At 66.9% G+C, this 14,198-nt stretch carries 17 protein-coding genes and 1 pseudogene; 14 read left to right on the top strand and 4 right to left on the bottom strand.

Features of this window, described 5'->3' with window-relative positions; all coding sequences use genetic code 11:
- Positions 1 to 12: 12 nt before the first annotated feature.
- Positions 13 to 204 (bottom strand): hypothetical protein, encoded by a 192-nt coding sequence (locus ACQKDV_RS13540; RefSeq protein ID WP_427784299.1) that lies wholly within the window; start codon positions 202 to 204, stop codon positions 13 to 15.
- Positions 205 to 362: 158 nt separating this feature from the next.
- Between ACQKDV_RS13540 and ACQKDV_RS13535 the strand changes: the two genes are divergently transcribed.
- From ACQKDV_RS13535 to truD, 8 genes are all read left to right on the top strand, one after another.
- Positions 363 to 599, top strand: a complete 237-nt coding sequence (locus tag ACQKDV_RS13535) for a hypothetical protein (protein ID WP_427784296.1) — start codon at positions 363 to 365, stop codon at positions 597 to 599.
- A gap of 398 nt (positions 600 to 997) precedes the next feature.
- Positions 998 to 2,662 carry a CTP synthase gene (locus ACQKDV_RS13530; RefSeq protein WP_427784295.1) on the top strand — a complete coding sequence of 555 codons (1,665 nt, stop codon included), beginning with the start codon at positions 998 to 1,000 and terminating at the stop codon, positions 2,660 to 2,662.
- Between the two features lie 88 nt (positions 2,663 to 2,750).
- Complete coding sequence (gene kdsA / locus ACQKDV_RS13525) at positions 2,751 to 3,581, top strand: 3-deoxy-8-phosphooctulonate synthase (RefSeq protein WP_079221430.1); 831 nt, start codon at positions 2,751 to 2,753, stop codon at positions 3,579 to 3,581.
- Between the two features lie 197 nt (positions 3,582 to 3,778).
- The gene (eno, locus tag ACQKDV_RS13520) at positions 3,779 to 5,071 is read left to right on the top strand and encodes a phosphopyruvate hydratase (RefSeq protein WP_427784293.1); all 1,293 of its coding nucleotides are present in this window, start codon (positions 3,779 to 3,781) and stop codon (positions 5,069 to 5,071) included.
- A 4-nt stretch (positions 5,072 to 5,075) separates the two neighbouring features.
- On the top strand, positions 5,076 to 5,426 hold the full coding sequence (ftsB, locus tag ACQKDV_RS13515) for a cell division protein FtsB (RefSeq protein WP_427784291.1): 351 nt from the start codon (positions 5,076 to 5,078) through the stop codon (positions 5,424 to 5,426).
- A complete protein-coding gene (ispD, locus tag ACQKDV_RS13510) occupies positions 5,423 to 6,121 on the top strand; it encodes a 2-C-methyl-D-erythritol 4-phosphate cytidylyltransferase (protein ID WP_427784289.1) in 699 nt (232 codons plus the stop codon). The genes ftsB and ispD overlap by 4 nt, the downstream gene beginning before the upstream one ends.
- A 34-nt stretch (positions 6,122 to 6,155) precedes the next feature.
- Positions 6,156 to 6,653 (top strand): 2-C-methyl-D-erythritol 2,4-cyclodiphosphate synthase, encoded by a 498-nt coding sequence (gene ispF / locus ACQKDV_RS13505; RefSeq protein ID WP_427784287.1) that lies wholly within the window; start codon positions 6,156 to 6,158, stop codon positions 6,651 to 6,653.
- Positions 6,650 to 7,681, top strand: a complete 1,032-nt coding sequence (gene truD / locus ACQKDV_RS13500; RefSeq protein ID WP_427784285.1) for a tRNA pseudouridine(13) synthase TruD — start codon at positions 6,650 to 6,652, stop codon at positions 7,679 to 7,681. Before ispF ends, truD begins: the two co-directional genes overlap by 4 nt.
- Before the next feature lie 124 nt (positions 7,682 to 7,805).
- On the opposite strand, the gene ACQKDV_RS13495 is transcribed toward truD, so the two are convergent.
- Positions 7,806 to 8,345, bottom strand: a complete 540-nt coding sequence (locus ACQKDV_RS13495) for a Smr/MutS family protein (RefSeq protein WP_427784283.1) — start codon at positions 8,343 to 8,345, stop codon at positions 7,806 to 7,808.
- Positions 8,346 to 8,554: 209 nt separating this feature from the next.
- Here ACQKDV_RS13495 and surE point away from each other — a divergent pair, with 209 nt between their 5' ends.
- The 4 genes from surE to ACQKDV_RS13475 are packed head-to-tail and all read left to right on the top strand — an operon-like array spanning position 8,555 to position 11,424.
- Complete coding sequence (surE, locus tag ACQKDV_RS13490) at positions 8,555 to 9,334, top strand: 5'/3'-nucleotidase SurE (protein ID WP_427784298.1); 780 nt, start codon at positions 8,555 to 8,557, stop codon at positions 9,332 to 9,334.
- Positions 9,331 to 10,008: a protein-L-isoaspartate(D-aspartate) O-methyltransferase gene (locus ACQKDV_RS13485; RefSeq protein WP_427784282.1), complete on the top strand. Its 678-nt coding sequence runs from the start codon at positions 9,331 to 9,333 to the stop codon at positions 10,006 to 10,008. Before surE ends, ACQKDV_RS13485 begins: the two co-directional genes overlap by 4 nt.
- A 19-nt stretch (positions 10,009 to 10,027) precedes the next feature.
- Positions 10,028 to 10,642 carry a YqaA family protein gene (locus tag ACQKDV_RS13480; RefSeq protein ID WP_427784280.1) on the top strand — a complete coding sequence of 205 codons (615 nt, stop codon included), beginning with the start codon at positions 10,028 to 10,030 and terminating at the stop codon, positions 10,640 to 10,642.
- The gene (locus tag ACQKDV_RS13475; protein WP_427784278.1) at positions 10,639 to 11,424 is read left to right on the top strand and encodes a peptidoglycan DD-metalloendopeptidase family protein; all 786 of its coding nucleotides are present in this window, start codon (positions 10,639 to 10,641) and stop codon (positions 11,422 to 11,424) included. Before ACQKDV_RS13480 ends, ACQKDV_RS13475 begins: the two co-directional genes overlap by 4 nt.
- Before the next feature lie 192 nt (positions 11,425 to 11,616).
- On the opposite strand, the gene ACQKDV_RS13470 is transcribed toward ACQKDV_RS13475, so the two are convergent.
- Positions 11,617 to 11,991 (bottom strand): Mth938-like domain-containing protein, encoded by a 375-nt coding sequence (locus ACQKDV_RS13470; protein ID WP_427784276.1) that lies wholly within the window; start codon positions 11,989 to 11,991, stop codon positions 11,617 to 11,619.
- 12 nt (positions 11,992 to 12,003) lie between these two features.
- Complete coding sequence (gene yhbY / locus ACQKDV_RS13465) at positions 12,004 to 12,309, bottom strand: ribosome assembly RNA-binding protein YhbY (protein ID WP_313441936.1); 306 nt, start codon at positions 12,307 to 12,309, stop codon at positions 12,004 to 12,006.
- 65 nt (positions 12,310 to 12,374) lie between these two features.
- Between yhbY and rlmE the strand changes: the two genes are divergently transcribed.
- Together rlmE and ACQKDV_RS13455 are read left to right on the top strand one after the other, a co-directional pair.
- Positions 12,375 to 13,007, top strand: a complete 633-nt coding sequence (rlmE, locus tag ACQKDV_RS13460) for a 23S rRNA (uridine(2552)-2'-O)-methyltransferase RlmE (RefSeq protein ID WP_427784274.1) — start codon at positions 12,375 to 12,377, stop codon at positions 13,005 to 13,007.
- Between the two features lie 65 nt (positions 13,008 to 13,072).
- Positions 13,073 to 14,146, top strand: a pseudogene (locus ACQKDV_RS13455) (ATP-dependent metallopeptidase FtsH/Yme1/Tma family protein); the annotation flags it as partial.
- Between the last annotated feature and the right edge of the window lie 52 nt (positions 14,147 to 14,198).

Below are 14,198 nucleotides of genomic sequence, written 5' to 3'. Positions count from 1 at the left end.
TGCGCACCGAGCTCAACCGGGCCTGCAAGGCCCTGCACGGCACCGACGGCGTGGACCGGCGAGGGCCTCGTCCACCGAGTTGTCGATCACTTCCTGCGCCAGGTGGTTCGGGCGCGCGGTGTCGGTATACATGCCAGGACGGCGCTTGACCGGGTCCAGGCCGGACAGGACTTCAATATCGGCGGCGTTATAGCGTGCGTTCATCTATCTTCAAAGCGCGGAGCGACGCGCAAGTGTGCGGTGTGGACGTGGATTTTGCACGCCTGCGGTTCAGCCTCGGCGCCGGGGAGGGGGTAAAATGACAGCCGCTGGAATCTGAACGCCGGCGCCCCCATGTCCAAGCCATACGCGAGGAGGACTCCATGAAGAAGTTGCTGACCATTGCGATCCTGGCCGCTGCCGCCGTTGCGGTGCCGCTGGTGATGGCGCAGAACGCCGGCCCGTCGGCGCCGCAGCAGGGCGACCAGGCCGACAAGGCCGCGCAGTCCGAAGCGGACGCCAAGGCCAAGCGCCGTGCGCAGGCCAATGCCGAAATGAAGGCCAAGGGCCAGCCGGCGCCGCAGCAGGAAGAAGAGGAAGAGGCGAGGAAGAAGAAGTAAGGCTTCCGCCGCCGAGGCTGCCGCCGCAAGGCTCTGGCCCCTGGACGCCCCGCACTGCGGGGCGTTTTCTTTGGGTGGTGACGCCATCTGCCCCTTGGGTTGGCGGCCATCTATCTGTAAACTATGGCTTTCCGGGAGTAGTGCGTGTCCACCATTTGCGAATGGGCTGGACCGGCCATGCGTGGCCTCCAGCAATGCGGGTCGCAGGTGACGGTCGAATTGGCCGGCACGGCCGCCCCGACCTCGCACGATGGTCCCCGTCCGGCGCCTGCCGCCGACCGGTCCCGCGCCTCCCTCGCTGCCCCAGCGAACCGGAAAACCCCCTTTCTGCTCCACGCCCGCCCTTCGGGCAGGCGTGGCGCTGCCGTTTTCCATTTCCAGACAGGATGCTTGCAGCCATGACTCCCTTGATTTTCGTAACCGGCGGCGTGGTGTCCTCGCTCGGCAAAGGTATTGCCGCTGCGTCACTGGCCGCCATTCTCGAAGCGCGTGGCCTGAAGGTCACGATGATGAAGCTCGACCCGTACATCAACGTCGACCCGGGCACCATGAGCCCGTTCCAGCACGGTGAGGTCTACGTCACCGACGACGGCGCCGAGACCGACCTCGACCTGGGCCATTACGAGCGTTTCGTCCGCACCCGCCTGAGCCGCAAGAATTCGGTCACCACCGGCCGCATCTACGAGAACGTCATCCGCAAGGAGCGCCGTGGCGACTACCTGGGCGCGACCGTGCAGGTCATCCCGCACATCACCGATGAGATCCGCCGCTGCATCGACGAAGCCACCGAAGGCTACGACGTGGCCCTGGTCGAGATCGGCGGCACCGTGGGTGACATCGAGTCGCTGCCGTTCCTGGAGGCGATCCGCCAGGTCCGTACCGAGCGCGGCCCCGAAAAGGCGCTGTTCATGCATCTAACCCTGGTGCCGTACATCGGCGCGGCCGGTGAACTGAAGACCAAGCCGACCCAGCACTCGGTGAAGGAACTGCGCTCGATCGGCATCCAGCCGGACGTGCTGCTGTGCCGTTCCGAGCAGGCTGTGCCGGATTCGGAGCGCCGCAAGATCGCCCAGTTCACCAACGTCTCCGAACGCGCCGTCATCAGCGTGCCGGACGTGGACGTGCTGTACCGCATTCCGTCCGGCCTGCATGCGCAGGGCCTGGACGAGATCGTGGTCAACCAGCTGAAGCTGGCCGACAAGGCCGGCCCGGTCGACCTGACGATGTGGGAAGACGCGGTCGACGCGACCCTGCACCCGCTGGACGAAGTGACCATCGCCGTGGTCGGCAAGTACGTCGACCACCAGGACGCCTACAAGTCGGTCGGCGAAGCCCTCAAGCACGGCGGCCTGCGCCAGCGCACCAAGGTCAACCTGAAGTGGCTGGAAGCGCAGGAACTGGAAGGCACCGACATGGCCGCGCTGGCCGATGTCGACGGCATCCTGGTGCCGGGCGGCTTCGGTGACCGTGGCTTCGAAGGCAAGGTGCTGACCTCGCAGTTCGCCCGCCAGAACAGCGTGCCGTACTTCGGCATCTGCTACGGCATGCAGGCGGCGGTGGTCGACTACGCCCGCCACGTGCTGGGCCTGGAAAACGCCAACAGCACCGAGAACGACCGCCAGTCGCCGGACCCGGTGATCGGCCTGATCACCGAATGGCGCACCGCCACCGGCGACGTCGAGAAGCGCGATGACAAGAGCGACCTCGGCGGCACAATGCGCCTGGGCCTGCAGGAGCAGCGCCTGAAGCCGGGCACGCTGGCCCGTGAGCTGTACGGCAAGGACGTGGTGGCCGAGCGCCACCGCCACCGCTACGAGTTCAACAACCGCTACCGCACCCAGCTGGAAGATGCCGGCCTGGTGATCTCGGGCAAGTCGATGGACGACACCCTGGTCGAAGTAGTCGAGCTGCCGCGTGACGCGCACCCGTGGTTCCTGGCCTGCCAGGCGCACCCGGAGTTCCTGTCCACCCCGCGCGATGGCCACCCGCTGTTCATCGGCTTCATCCGTGCCGCGCGTGAGCGCAAGGCCGGTGGCGCGCTGCTGGCCGAAGCCCGCGCCTGACTTGTGAAGGGGGGCTTCGGCCCCCATCCTGCATGCTTCAACCCCAGCGCGCCGGCCCGGCCGGCGCAGCGGACAACAAGGAAACGCCATGAAACTGTGTGGATTCGAGGTCGGGCTGGACCAGCCCCTGTTCCTGATCGCCGGCCCCTGCGTGATCGAGTCGATGCAGCTGCAGCTCGATACCGCCGGCAAGCTGAAGGAGATCACCGACCGCCTCGGCGTCAACTTCATCTTCAAGTCGAGCTTCGACAAGGCCAACCGCACCTCGGGGACCGCCTTCCGCGGCCCGGGCATGGAAGAGGGCCTGAAGGTGCTGGCCGAAGTGAAGAAGCAGATCGGCGTGCCGGTGCTGACCGACGTGCATGAGTACACCCCGATGGACGAGGTGGCCTCGGTGGTGGACGTGCTGCAGACCCCGGCCTTCCTGGTCCGCCAGACCGACTTCATCCGCAAGGTGTGCGCGGCCGGCAAGCCGGTCAACATCAAGAAGGGCCAGTTCCTGGCGCCGTGGGACATGAAGCCGGTCGTGGAGAAGGCCAAGTCCACCGGCAACGAGCAGATCATGGTCTGCGAGCGTGGTGCCAGCTTCGGCTACAACAACCTGGTCAGCGACATGCGTTCGCTGGCGGTGATGCGTGACACCGGCTGCCCGGTGGTGTTCGATGCCACCCATTCGGTGCAGTTGCCGGGCGGGCAGGGCACCAGTTCCGGTGGCCAGCGCGAGCACGTGCCGGTGCTGGCGCGTGCCGCGGTGGCGGTGGGCATTTCCGGCCTGTTCGCTGAGACCCATCCGGATCCGTCCAAGGCGCTGTCCGACGGCCCCAACGCGTGGCCGCTGGACCAGATGGAAGCCCTGCTCGAGACCCTGATGGAGCTCGACGCGGTGACCAAGAAGCACGGTTTCTCGCGCTTCGCGTGAAGCCGGACCCGTGGGCGGCGCGGGAAGCCCTGCGTCGTCGGCGGCAATGGCGCAGCTGGCCGTGGGGCTGGTGCAGGGGGGGGGCGATCCAGTGGTGGCCGATCACACCATTTGGCAAGCGACGGGCAGCCGGGGATAATCACGCGGCATTTCACATTTGTCGCATTCCCTCTTCCAGACAGGTAACCGGTCCGCTCATGAGTACGATCCGCAGCATCCACGCCCGTGAAATCCTCGACAGCCGTGGCAACCCCACGCTGGAAGCCGAAGTCATCCTGGAGGACGGTTCGTTTGGTCGCGCCGCGGTTCCCTCCGGCGCCTCGACCGGCACCAAGGAAGCGGTCGAGCTGCGTGACGGCGACAAGACCCGTTACCAGGGCAAGGGCGTGCGCAAGGCCGTCGACAACGTCAACGGCGCCATCGCCAATGCGCTGAAGGGTTTTGAAGCCACCGACCAGGCCGGCCTGGACCGTCGCCTGATCGATCTGGACGGCACCGAGAACAAGGGCCGCCTGGGCGCCAATGCGCTGCTGGCCGTGTCGATGGCCGCCGCGCACGCCGCCGCTGCTTCCAGCAAGCAGGCGCTGTGGCAGTACCTGGCCGGCAAGACCGGTGCCACTCCGTCGCTGCCGGTGCCGATGATGAACATCATCAACGGCGGCGCCCATGCCGACAACAACGTCGACTTCCAGGAATTCATGGTGCTGCCGGTGGGCTTCGCCTCGTTCTCCGAAGCCCTGCGCGCCGGTACTGAAATCTTCCATTCGCTGAAGTCCGTGCTGAAGGGCCACGGCCTGAGCACCGCCGTGGGCGACGAAGGCGGCTTCGCGCCGGACTTCCGCAGCAACGTCGAAGCGCTGGACACCATCCTGGAAGCGATCGGCAAGGCCGGCTACACCGCCGGTGAAGACGTGCTGCTGGGCCTGGACGTGGCCTCCAGCGAGTTCTTCGAGAACGGCAAGTACAACCTGGTGGGCGAGAACAAGCGCCTGACCTCCGATCAGTTCGTCGATTTCCTGGCCGACTGGGCCGCGCAGTACCCGATCATCACCATTGAAGACGGCCTGGCCGAGAACGACTGGGCCGGCTGGAAGCTGCTGACCGACCGCATCGGCAAGAAGGTGCAGCTGGTGGGCGACGATCTGTTCGTCACCAACCCGAAGATCTTCCAGGAAGGCATCGACTCGGGCACCGCCAACGCGATCCTGATCAAGGTCAACCAGATCGGTACCCTCAGCGAAACCCTGGAAGCGATCGCCATGGCCGACCGTGCCGGCTACGCGGCCGTGGTCTCGCACCGTTCGGGTGAAACCGAAGACACCACCATTGCCGACATCGCCGTGGCCACCACCGCCACCCAGATCAAGACCGGCTCGCTGTGCCGCAGCGATCGCGTGGCCAAGTACAACCAGCTGCTGCGCATCGAGGAAGCCCTCGGCGCCGGCGCGCGTTACGCCGGTCGTGACGCGTTCGTGTCGCTGAAGCGCTGAGCCCATGCGCGATTGGCGCTGGCTGCTGCTGGTGCTGGCCCTGCTGCTGGCATGGCTGCAGTACCGTTTCTGGTTCGGCCCGGGCAATTCGGGTGAAGTGATGATGCTCGAAGCCCAGGTCGCCAACCAGGAACGGGACAACGAAGGTCTGCAGCAGCGCAACGATGCGCTGGCTGCTGAAGTGAAGGACCTCAAGGAAGGCCAGGCCGCCATCGAAGAACGCGCGCGCAGCGAGCTGGGCATGATCAAGCCCGGCGAGAAGTTCTACCGCGTGGTGGAGGATGCACCGGTTCGTCCGGTGCAGCCTGCACCGATGGCCGCGCAGGTCGGCGACCACCCGGCGGACGTGCCATGAGCGCGGCCATCTGGGCGGTTGTGCCGGCCGCTGGGCGCGGCACCCGTTTCGGCGCGCCGTTGCCCAAGCAGTACCTGCAGGCGGGCGGACAGACCCTGCTCGCGCACACCCTGGATGCGTTGCTGGCGCACCCGGCCGTGGCCGGCGCGATGGTGGTCATCGGCCAGGACGATGCGGACTGGCCGGGCTGGAGTGAATGGTCCGGCAAGCCGGTGATGACCTGCATCGGTGGGACCACCCGTGCCGCCTCGGTGCTGGCCGGTCTGCAGGCTCTGCCCGACAGCGTGCGGGCCGATGAGTTCGTGCTGGTGCATGATGCCGCGCGGCCCAACCTGTCGCTGGCCGATCTGGGGCGCCTGCTGGAAGTGGGGCGTGCCGACCCGGTGGGCGCAATCCTCGCCGCACCCGTGCGCGATACCCTCAAGCGTGCCGGCGACGATGGTGGCATCGATGGCACCGAGCCGCGCGAACGCTTGTGGCGCGCGCTGACGCCGCAGCTGTTCCGCCGCCACCAGCTGGTCCGCGCGCTGGGCGCGGCTGCTGCCAGCGGTGTCGACGTCACCGACGAGGCCATGGCCATGGAGCGCCAGGGCCAGCGCCCGCTGCTGGTGGAAGGCAGCGAGGACAATTTCAAGGTCACCACCCCGGCCGACCTCGACCGTTTCGAATTCGTACTTTCCCGCCGCGCCGGCTGATCGCCCGCGCGGCCCTGCTGCAAGGGTTGCATCCATGAGCACTGCTCCGTTCCCGCCCGTCCGTATCGGCCAGGGCTACGACGTCCATGCCTTCGGTGAGGGCAACCACATCATGCTGGGCGGCGTCCGCGTCGCGCACAGCTGCGGCGTGGTGGCCCACAGCGATGGCGACGTCATCCTGCACGCACTGTGCGATGCCATGCTCGGCGCCATCGCGCTGGGCGATATCGGCCAGCACTTCCCGCCCAGCGATGACCGCTGGAAGGGGGCGGACAGCAGTGATTTCGTCCGCCACTGCGACAGCCTGCTGCGCGAGCGCGGCTGGCGCGTCGGCAACACCGACATCACCGTGATCTGCGAGCGGCCCAAGGTTGGCCCGCATGCGCTGGCGATGCGTGAACGCATCGGTGGCCTGCTGCAGCTGCCGCTGGATGCGGTCAGCGTCAAAGCCACCACGTCGGAGAAGCTGGGCTTTACCGGCCGTGGCGAGGGCATTGCCGCGCAGGCCGTGGTCCTGCTGGTGGCCGCATGATCCCGTTGCCGCTGGCGTTTGGCGCGCCACTGCTGAGCGCGTGCATCCGCACCACGCCGGAGGATTTCCAGGTCGACGAACTGCCTGCCTTCGAAGCGACTGGTGAAGGCGAGCATCTTCTGCTGCACATCCGCAAGCGTGGCGCCAATACCGTGCACGTGGCCAAGGCGCTGGCGAAGTGGGCTGGCCTGCCGGAAATGGGTGTCAGCTATGCCGGCATGAAGGACCGCAACGCGGTCACCACCCAGCGTTTCAGCGTGCACCTGCCAAAGCGTGTGGCGCCGGATCTGGCCGCGCTGGCCAGCGACGAGATCGAAGTGATCGATGCCACCTGGCATAACCGCAAGCTGCAGCGTGGTGCATTGGCCGGCAACCGTTTCAAGCTGGTGCTGCGCGACGTGCAGGGCGATGCCGCAGCCATTGATGAGCGCCTGCAGCAGATCGCCACGCGCGGGTTGCCGAACTGGTTCGGTGAACAGCGCTTCGGTCGCGACGGCGGCAACGTGCCGGCCGCGCTGGCGATGTTCGGTGGCCGCCGCATGCGCCAGGACCAGCGGTCGCTGCTGCTGTCGGCTGCGCGCTCGGCGCTGTTCAACCGCGTGCTGGCTGCGCGCGTGGAGCAGGGCAGCTGGGACCAGCCGCTGGATGGCGAGGTGTGGATGCTGGATGGCAGCCGCAGCGTGTTCGGTCCTGAGCCCTATACCGATGTGCTGGCCGAGCGCCTGGCGCGTTTCGACATCCACCCCAGCGCACCGCTGTGGGGCGAGGGCGAACTGCGCAGCACCGGCGCCGCCCGCGCGCTGGAGCTGGCCGCGCTTGACGATGAGGAATCGCAGGCGCTGCGAGTGGGCCTGGAAGGCGCCCGCCTGAAGCAGGAGCGCCGCGCGCTGCGCCTGCGTCCGGCGCTGTTGCAGCACCAGTGGCTGGCCGTTGACGTACTGGAACTGTCGTTTGCACTGCCGCCGGGCTGTTACGCCACCGCCGTATTGCACGAACTCGGCCCGGTCGAAGACGCCTCGCAGGCCTGATTGCCGGGCGCGACGGGACCCACGCATGGCGTGGATCTACTGGCTGGCGAGTCGTGTGTACATCCGATGCCGCAGTAGATCCACGCCATGCGTGGATGAGCATTTCATCGCGTGGATGCTGGGGTCAGCGCCGCGCCAGCAGCACCAGCACAGCGCCGGTGCCGCCCTGGCCGGTCGGTGCCGAATGGAACGCGAGCACGTCGTTGCGCAGCCGCAGCAGGCGGTCGACCAGGTTCTTCAGCACCGGTGCGCCACCGTCGGACTGCAGGCCCTTGCCGTGGATGATGCGCACGCAGCCGTATTCGTGCGCGTGCGCCTCCAGAAGGAACTGGCGCAGCAATGCCTCGGCCTGCGTGGCGGTGGCACCATGCAGGTCCAGTTCGTCCTGCACCGAATACTGGCCGCGCTTGAGCCGCTGGAACATCCGCGGGGGCAGGTTGTCGCGGCGGTAGCTGGCGGTGTCGCCGGCTTCCAGCGGGCTGCTGTCGCGCAGCAGGCGGGCGAACTCACCCGCCGCTTCGGCTTCGTCGCGTTCAGCCATTCGCGCGCGCGGTTTCGGCCGTGGCGCGGCGGGTGCCGGCTCGACCTCCTTGCGCAGCGGTTTCACTTCGCCGATGGCCGCACGGAACAGGGCGGCCGGATCTTCATCTTCAGGGTGCGACATGCGCACAGGGTAAACCGCCTGCGCGGGCCTGCCCATGTCGATTCGATGACGCCCATCACCACTGGCAGGGTAGGACCGGCGGCCCGCTTGCGGCACAATACCCGACGCACTTGCGCGATCGTCGGCACCCGCCAGGGGCCCGGCCGGTCCCGCCCACGCGACAAGGTGACGGAATCGAATTCTTGGAAAATCAAGCGGTTAAATCGAAGATGCGCATCCTGGTCAGTAACGACGACGGCGTCGACGCCGCAGGCATCCGGATGCTTGCCACGGTGCTGCGCGAGGCCGGCCATGAAGTCACGGTGGTCGCGCCCGACCGCGATCGTTCCGGCGCCAGCAATTCGTTGACCCTGGACCTGCCGATCCGGGTGAAGCACATCGACCATTACACCGTCTCGGTGGCCGGCACCCCGACCGACTGCGTGCACCTGGCGCTGACCGGTCTGCTTGAGTTCGAGCCCGATATTGTCGTTTCAGGCATCAACAATGCCGCCAATCTCGGCGACGACGTGATCTATTCGGGCACTGTCTCGGCGGCCATGGAAGGTCGTTTCCTCGGCCTGCCCGCGGTGGCCGTTTCGCTGGTGACCCGCAACCACGACCCGAAGCACTTCGAGACCGCCGCGCGTGCCGCAGTGGAGATCGTCGCCCGCCTGAAGGCCGATCCGCTACCGGCCGATACCATTCTCAACGTAAACGTGCCCGACCTGCCGTGGAATGAGGTCAAGGGCTTCGAAGTGAGCCGGCTCGGCAACCGCCATCGCGCAGAAGGCTGCATCGCGCAGAAGGATCCGCGTGGCAACGAGGTGTACTGGATCGGCCCGGCCGGGCGCGAACAGGATTCCGGCCCCGGCACCGATTTCCATGCGGTGCGTAGCGGGCACATTTCGATCACCCCCATCCAGGTCGACCTGACCCGCTACCAGGCGCTGGAGAAGGTGGCCAGCTGGGTTGGTGGCCTCAGCGCCGCGCTGGATCCGCCGGCATGAGCCCACGCCTGCGCCTGCAACCGGAAGCCGTCGGCATCGGCATGACCTCGCAGCGCGTGCGCGACCGCCTGGTCGACCGCCTGCGCGAGGCCGGCATCGTCGACGAGCCCACGCTGAACGCGATCCGGGTGGTACCGCGGCATCTGTTCATCGACGAGGCGCTGGCTTCTCGCGCCTACGAAGACACCGCGCTGCCGATCGGCCACGGCCAGACCATCTCCCAGCCATGGGTGGTGGCGCGGATGACCGAGGCGGTGCTGCAGGTGTCGCCGAAGACTGTGCTGGAAGTGGGCACGGGTTCGGGCTACCAGGCTGCCGTGCTCGGCGCCGTGGGTCTGGAGGTCTACACCGTCGAGCGCATCGGTGATCTGCTGCGGCAGGCGCGCAAGCGCTTCCGTGCGCTGGGCATGAACATCCGTACCAAGCACGATGATGGCCGCATCGGCTGGGCCGAGCATGGTCCGTTCGATGCGGTGGTGGTCACTGCGGCGGCACCGGCCCTGGTCGATGCGCTGGTCGAGCAGCTGGCGGTCGGCGGGCGCCTGGTGGCGCCGGTGGGTGGCCCGGGCGGGCAGTCGCTGGTGCAGCTGGATCGCAAGGCCGACGGCAGCATTGAACAACGCGTGCTGGCGCCGGTCACGTTCGTGCCGCTGCTGTCTGGCATGCTCGATTGAATCCACGGAGCAGGGTTGCATGAAGATTTTCGGGCCGCTGTACGAGCGGGCGATGAAGTGGGCGGCGCACGAGCGCGCGCCGACCTACCTGACGGTGTTGAGCTTCTTTGAAGCCATCATCTTCCCGGTCATGCCGGAAGTGATGCTGGCGCCGATGTGCGTGGCCCAGCCCAGGCGCGGCTGGTGGTTCGCCACGCTCAGCCTGGCCGGCTCCATGGTGGGCGCCGTGGTCGGCTATGCACTGGGCCATTTTGCTTTCGAGGCAATCAAACCGCTGTTCGAGATGCTGGGCATGCTGCCGGCGATCGAGCAGGGCATCGCTACCGTGCAGGCGAAGATGGCCGAGTCGCCGTGGGCGGTGTTCACCTTCCTGGTACTGGGCGGCTTCATGCCCATCCCGATGAAGGTCTTCACGTGGGCATCGGGTATCGTCGGCGTACCGATACCGCAGTATCTGTTGAGCATGCTGATCGGTCGTGGCAAGCGCGTGTACGTGCTCGCTGCGGTCATTCGTATCGGTGGTGCGCGTGCCGAAGCGGCGCTGCGTCGCTGGATTGAACCGCTGGGCTGGATCGCCACCGCGCTGGTGGTAGGGCTGGTTGCCTGGCTTGTATGGAGGTCGAAGTTCGCATGAGTGCAGATCGTCTGAGCAAGGGAGTGCGCGTGGGCGCGCTGGCGTTGCTGGTATCCACCCTGGCCGCCTGTGGCACCGCCACCGTGGTCCGCCCTGGCAGCAGCAGCGGTGGCAGCGCTGTCCGCACCCCGAAGACGTCGGTGCCCAAGCCCGGGCAGACCGTGGTCGTGCGCAAGGGCGACACGATCTATGCGCTGGCCCGCATCCACGACATCACCCCGGCCGACCTGATCGCCTGGAACCGCCTGGACAACCCGTCGCAGATCTATCCGGGCCAGGTCATCCGCCTGTACCCGGCCGGTGCTACCGCCGGCCGCGCACCGACCACGGTGGTGACTCCTCCGCGCGGCACCGCAGCGACGACCGCCCCGGCGCCCGCGCCCACGGCGCCGGTCGGTCCGGTGAAGAGCAACATCGACTGGCGCTGGCCGGCTGACGGCGCGATTGTCGGCCGCTATGTGGCCGGTGATGCGACCAAGCAGGGCGTGGACATCGCCGGTGCCAGCGGCGCTGCCGTGCGCGCCACCGCCAATGGCGTGGTGGTGTACTCCGGCGCCGGCCTGGTGGGCTATGGTGAACTGATCATCATCAAGCACAGCGACCAGTGGCTGTCGGCCTATGGCCACAACCGCAAGCGGCTGGTCAACGAAGGCCAGAACGTCAAGGCCGGCGAACAGATCGCCGAGATGGGCCGCTCCGGCGCCAACCGCGACATGCTGCACTTCGAGATCCGCTACAACGGCAAGCCGGTCGACCCGCAGCAGTATCTGCCGGCGCGTTGATCGTGTAGCGCCGGGCCATGCCCGGCGGCCTTTGTGCCGCGAGGCGGCGGGGCCCGAGCATCCGCTCCGGCGCTGTCTGTAGAGCCGAGCCATGCTCGGCTGCTCTTCGCGATCCAGCAAAAACGCCCGAGCGTCGGCTCGGGCGCTACAGGTGTCGTGATCTGATCCGGGCCACGCCCGGCGGCTCCGCCCTCAACCTTCCAAAATGAAGGCGGCGGCAACCTTGCGGCCTTCGCCGGCAAGAATATTGAACGTGCGCGCAGCGGCCGGGTTGTTCATGACTTCCAGGCCAATGCCACGCGACAGGCAGGCGGCCATCACCGCGGCCGAAGGAAATATCTGGCGGTCGCCGGTACCCAGCACGATCAGCGCCGGATTCAGCGCAAGAATCGCCTCGATGTCCGCCAGCTGCAGCTCGGCCGCCTGGCGCACCGGCCACTGCTGGACCAGTTGGTCCGGGGTCAGGAAAAAGCTCTGTGCCAGCACAAGATCATTGACCTTGGCCGAGCGGCCGTCGGCAGCGCGCAGGCTGTAGGCATAATCAGGTGGTTCGTGGTTCAGTTGCATGGGGCAGGGCGATCAGCCGCGCGGCAGCACGATCTGACGCTGTTCCTTGCTCGGGCGGTACAGCACCGCCACGTGGCCGATACGCTGCACCAGCGCGGCCTCGGTGGCTTCGACGATCTCGGCGATCATCGCGTCACGGGCGTCGCGGTCCTCGGCGGCAACCTTCACCTTGACCAGTTCGTGGCGTTCCAGGACTTCGTTCAGCTCGGCGATGAAGGCCGGGGTGATGCCCTTGCCGCCGGTCTGCAGCAGGGCCTTGAGGTCGTGGGCTTGGCCGCGCAGGAAACGGGTCTGGGAAGCGGTCAGGGCGATGGACATGCAGGAAAAGGCGGTTGAATGGGACGATCAGGGTATCATGACGACCCCATCAGCCCCTATTTCCAATGGCCACCCGTAGCAAAAGCAGCCAGCGCTGGCTCAAGGAACACTTCTCCGACCCCTTCGTGAAGAAGGCGCAGGCCGAAGGCATGCGCTCGCGTGCGGCCTACAAGCTCGAAGAGCTGCTCGAACGTGACCGGCTGCTGAAGCCGCACATGGTGGTGGTCGACCTAGGCGCGGCCCCGGGCGGCTGGTCTCAGCAGGTCCGGAGACAGATCGGCGACACGGGCCGGGTGCTGGCCCTCGACATTCTGGACATGCCGCCGCTGGCCGGCGTGGAGTTCCTTCACGGTGACTTCAGGGAAGAAACCGTCCTATCGCAGTTTGAAGCCATGCTCGGGGATCAGCCGGTAGACCTTGTTCTGTCGGACATGGCCCCCAATAAGAGTGGTGTGGGCGCGGTCGACCAGCCGCGGATGATGCACCTGGCCGAGCTTGCGCTGGACTTCGCCGACAACCACCTCAAGATCGGTGGGGCGTTCCTGATCAAGCTGTTCCAGGGCGAGGGCTTTGATGACTACGTGCGCGAGATGCGCCGCCGGTACGACAAGGTCTCCATCCGCAAGCCGGAAGCCTCGCGCAAGCGCTCGCCCGAGGTATATGCCTTGGGACAGGGAAAACGCGCCCACATGAAGTAAGCTCGCCGAGTACGCTCGACCCCAACGCAAGACCCGCACTAAGAGGAACGCCGGAGCCAATGAGGATGAACGACTTGACCAAGAACCTCCTGCTATGGGTGGTCGTCGCCGTCGTGCTGATGGTGGTCTTCCAGAGCTTCTCGCCCAAGTCCTCCGGGGCCGCGGCGCAGGGCGCGACGTATTCGCAGTTCCTGGACCAGGTGGACAGCGGCAACGTGCAGAAGGTCACCTTCGGTGGCGATTCGCGCGGCCTGACCAACCAGATCACCTACACGACCCGTGGCGGCCAGACGGCCACCATCGCCGCGCCGGCTGATCGCGACCTGATCAACGTGCTGCGCACCAAGAACGTGGACATCGTGCAGGAAGAGCCGTCCAGCGGCATTTCCTTCGCAGCCATCCTGATGAACTTCCTGCCGGTCATCCTGATCATCGGCTTCTGGCTGTTCATCATGCGCCAGATGCAGGGCGGCGGCGGCGGCGCCAAGGGCGCGATGTCCTTCGGCAAGTCGCGCGCCAAGCTGCAGGGCGAGGACCAGATCAAGGTCACCTTCGCCGACGTCGCCGGCTGCGACGAGGCCAAGGAAGAAGTGGGCGAACTGGTCGATTTCCTGCGCGACCCGTCCAAGTTCACCAAGCTGGGCGGCAAGATTCCGCGCGGCGTGCTGATGGTGGGCCCGCCGGGTACCGGCAAGACGCTGCTGGCCAAGGCCATCGCCGGCGAAGCCAAGGTGCCGTTCTTCTCGATCTCCGGTTCGGACTTCGTGGAAATGTTCGTCGGCGTCGGCGCCAGCCGCGTGCGCGACATGTTCGAGCAGGCCAAGAAGCACGCCCCGTGCATCATCTTCATCGACGAAATCGACGCCGTCGGTCGCCACCGTGGTGCTGGCCTGGGCGGCGGTCATGACGAGCGCGAGCAGACCCTGAACCAGCTGCTGGTCGAAATGGACGGCTTCGAGGGAGGTGAGGGCGTGATCGTCATCGCCGCGACCAACCGTCCGGACGTGCTGGACCCGGCGCTGCTGCGCCCGGGCCGTTTCGACCGCCAGGTCGTGGTCGGCCTGCCGGACGTGAAGGGCCGCGAGCACATCCTGAAGGTCCACATGCGCAAGCTGCCGCTGGCCGACGACGTCGAGCCCTGGACCTGGCCGAGGAATGCCGGGCCCTGACCGAACAGCTGCGCGCCGATGG

The sequence above is a fragment of the Stenotrophomonas sp. NPDC077659 genome, from assembly GCF_050268705.1.
GTDB lineage: Bacteria > Pseudomonadota > Gammaproteobacteria > Xanthomonadales > Xanthomonadaceae > Stenotrophomonas.
Note: the sequence above shows the minus strand (reverse complement) of the source record. Positions and strands in the feature narration are given on the sequence as shown.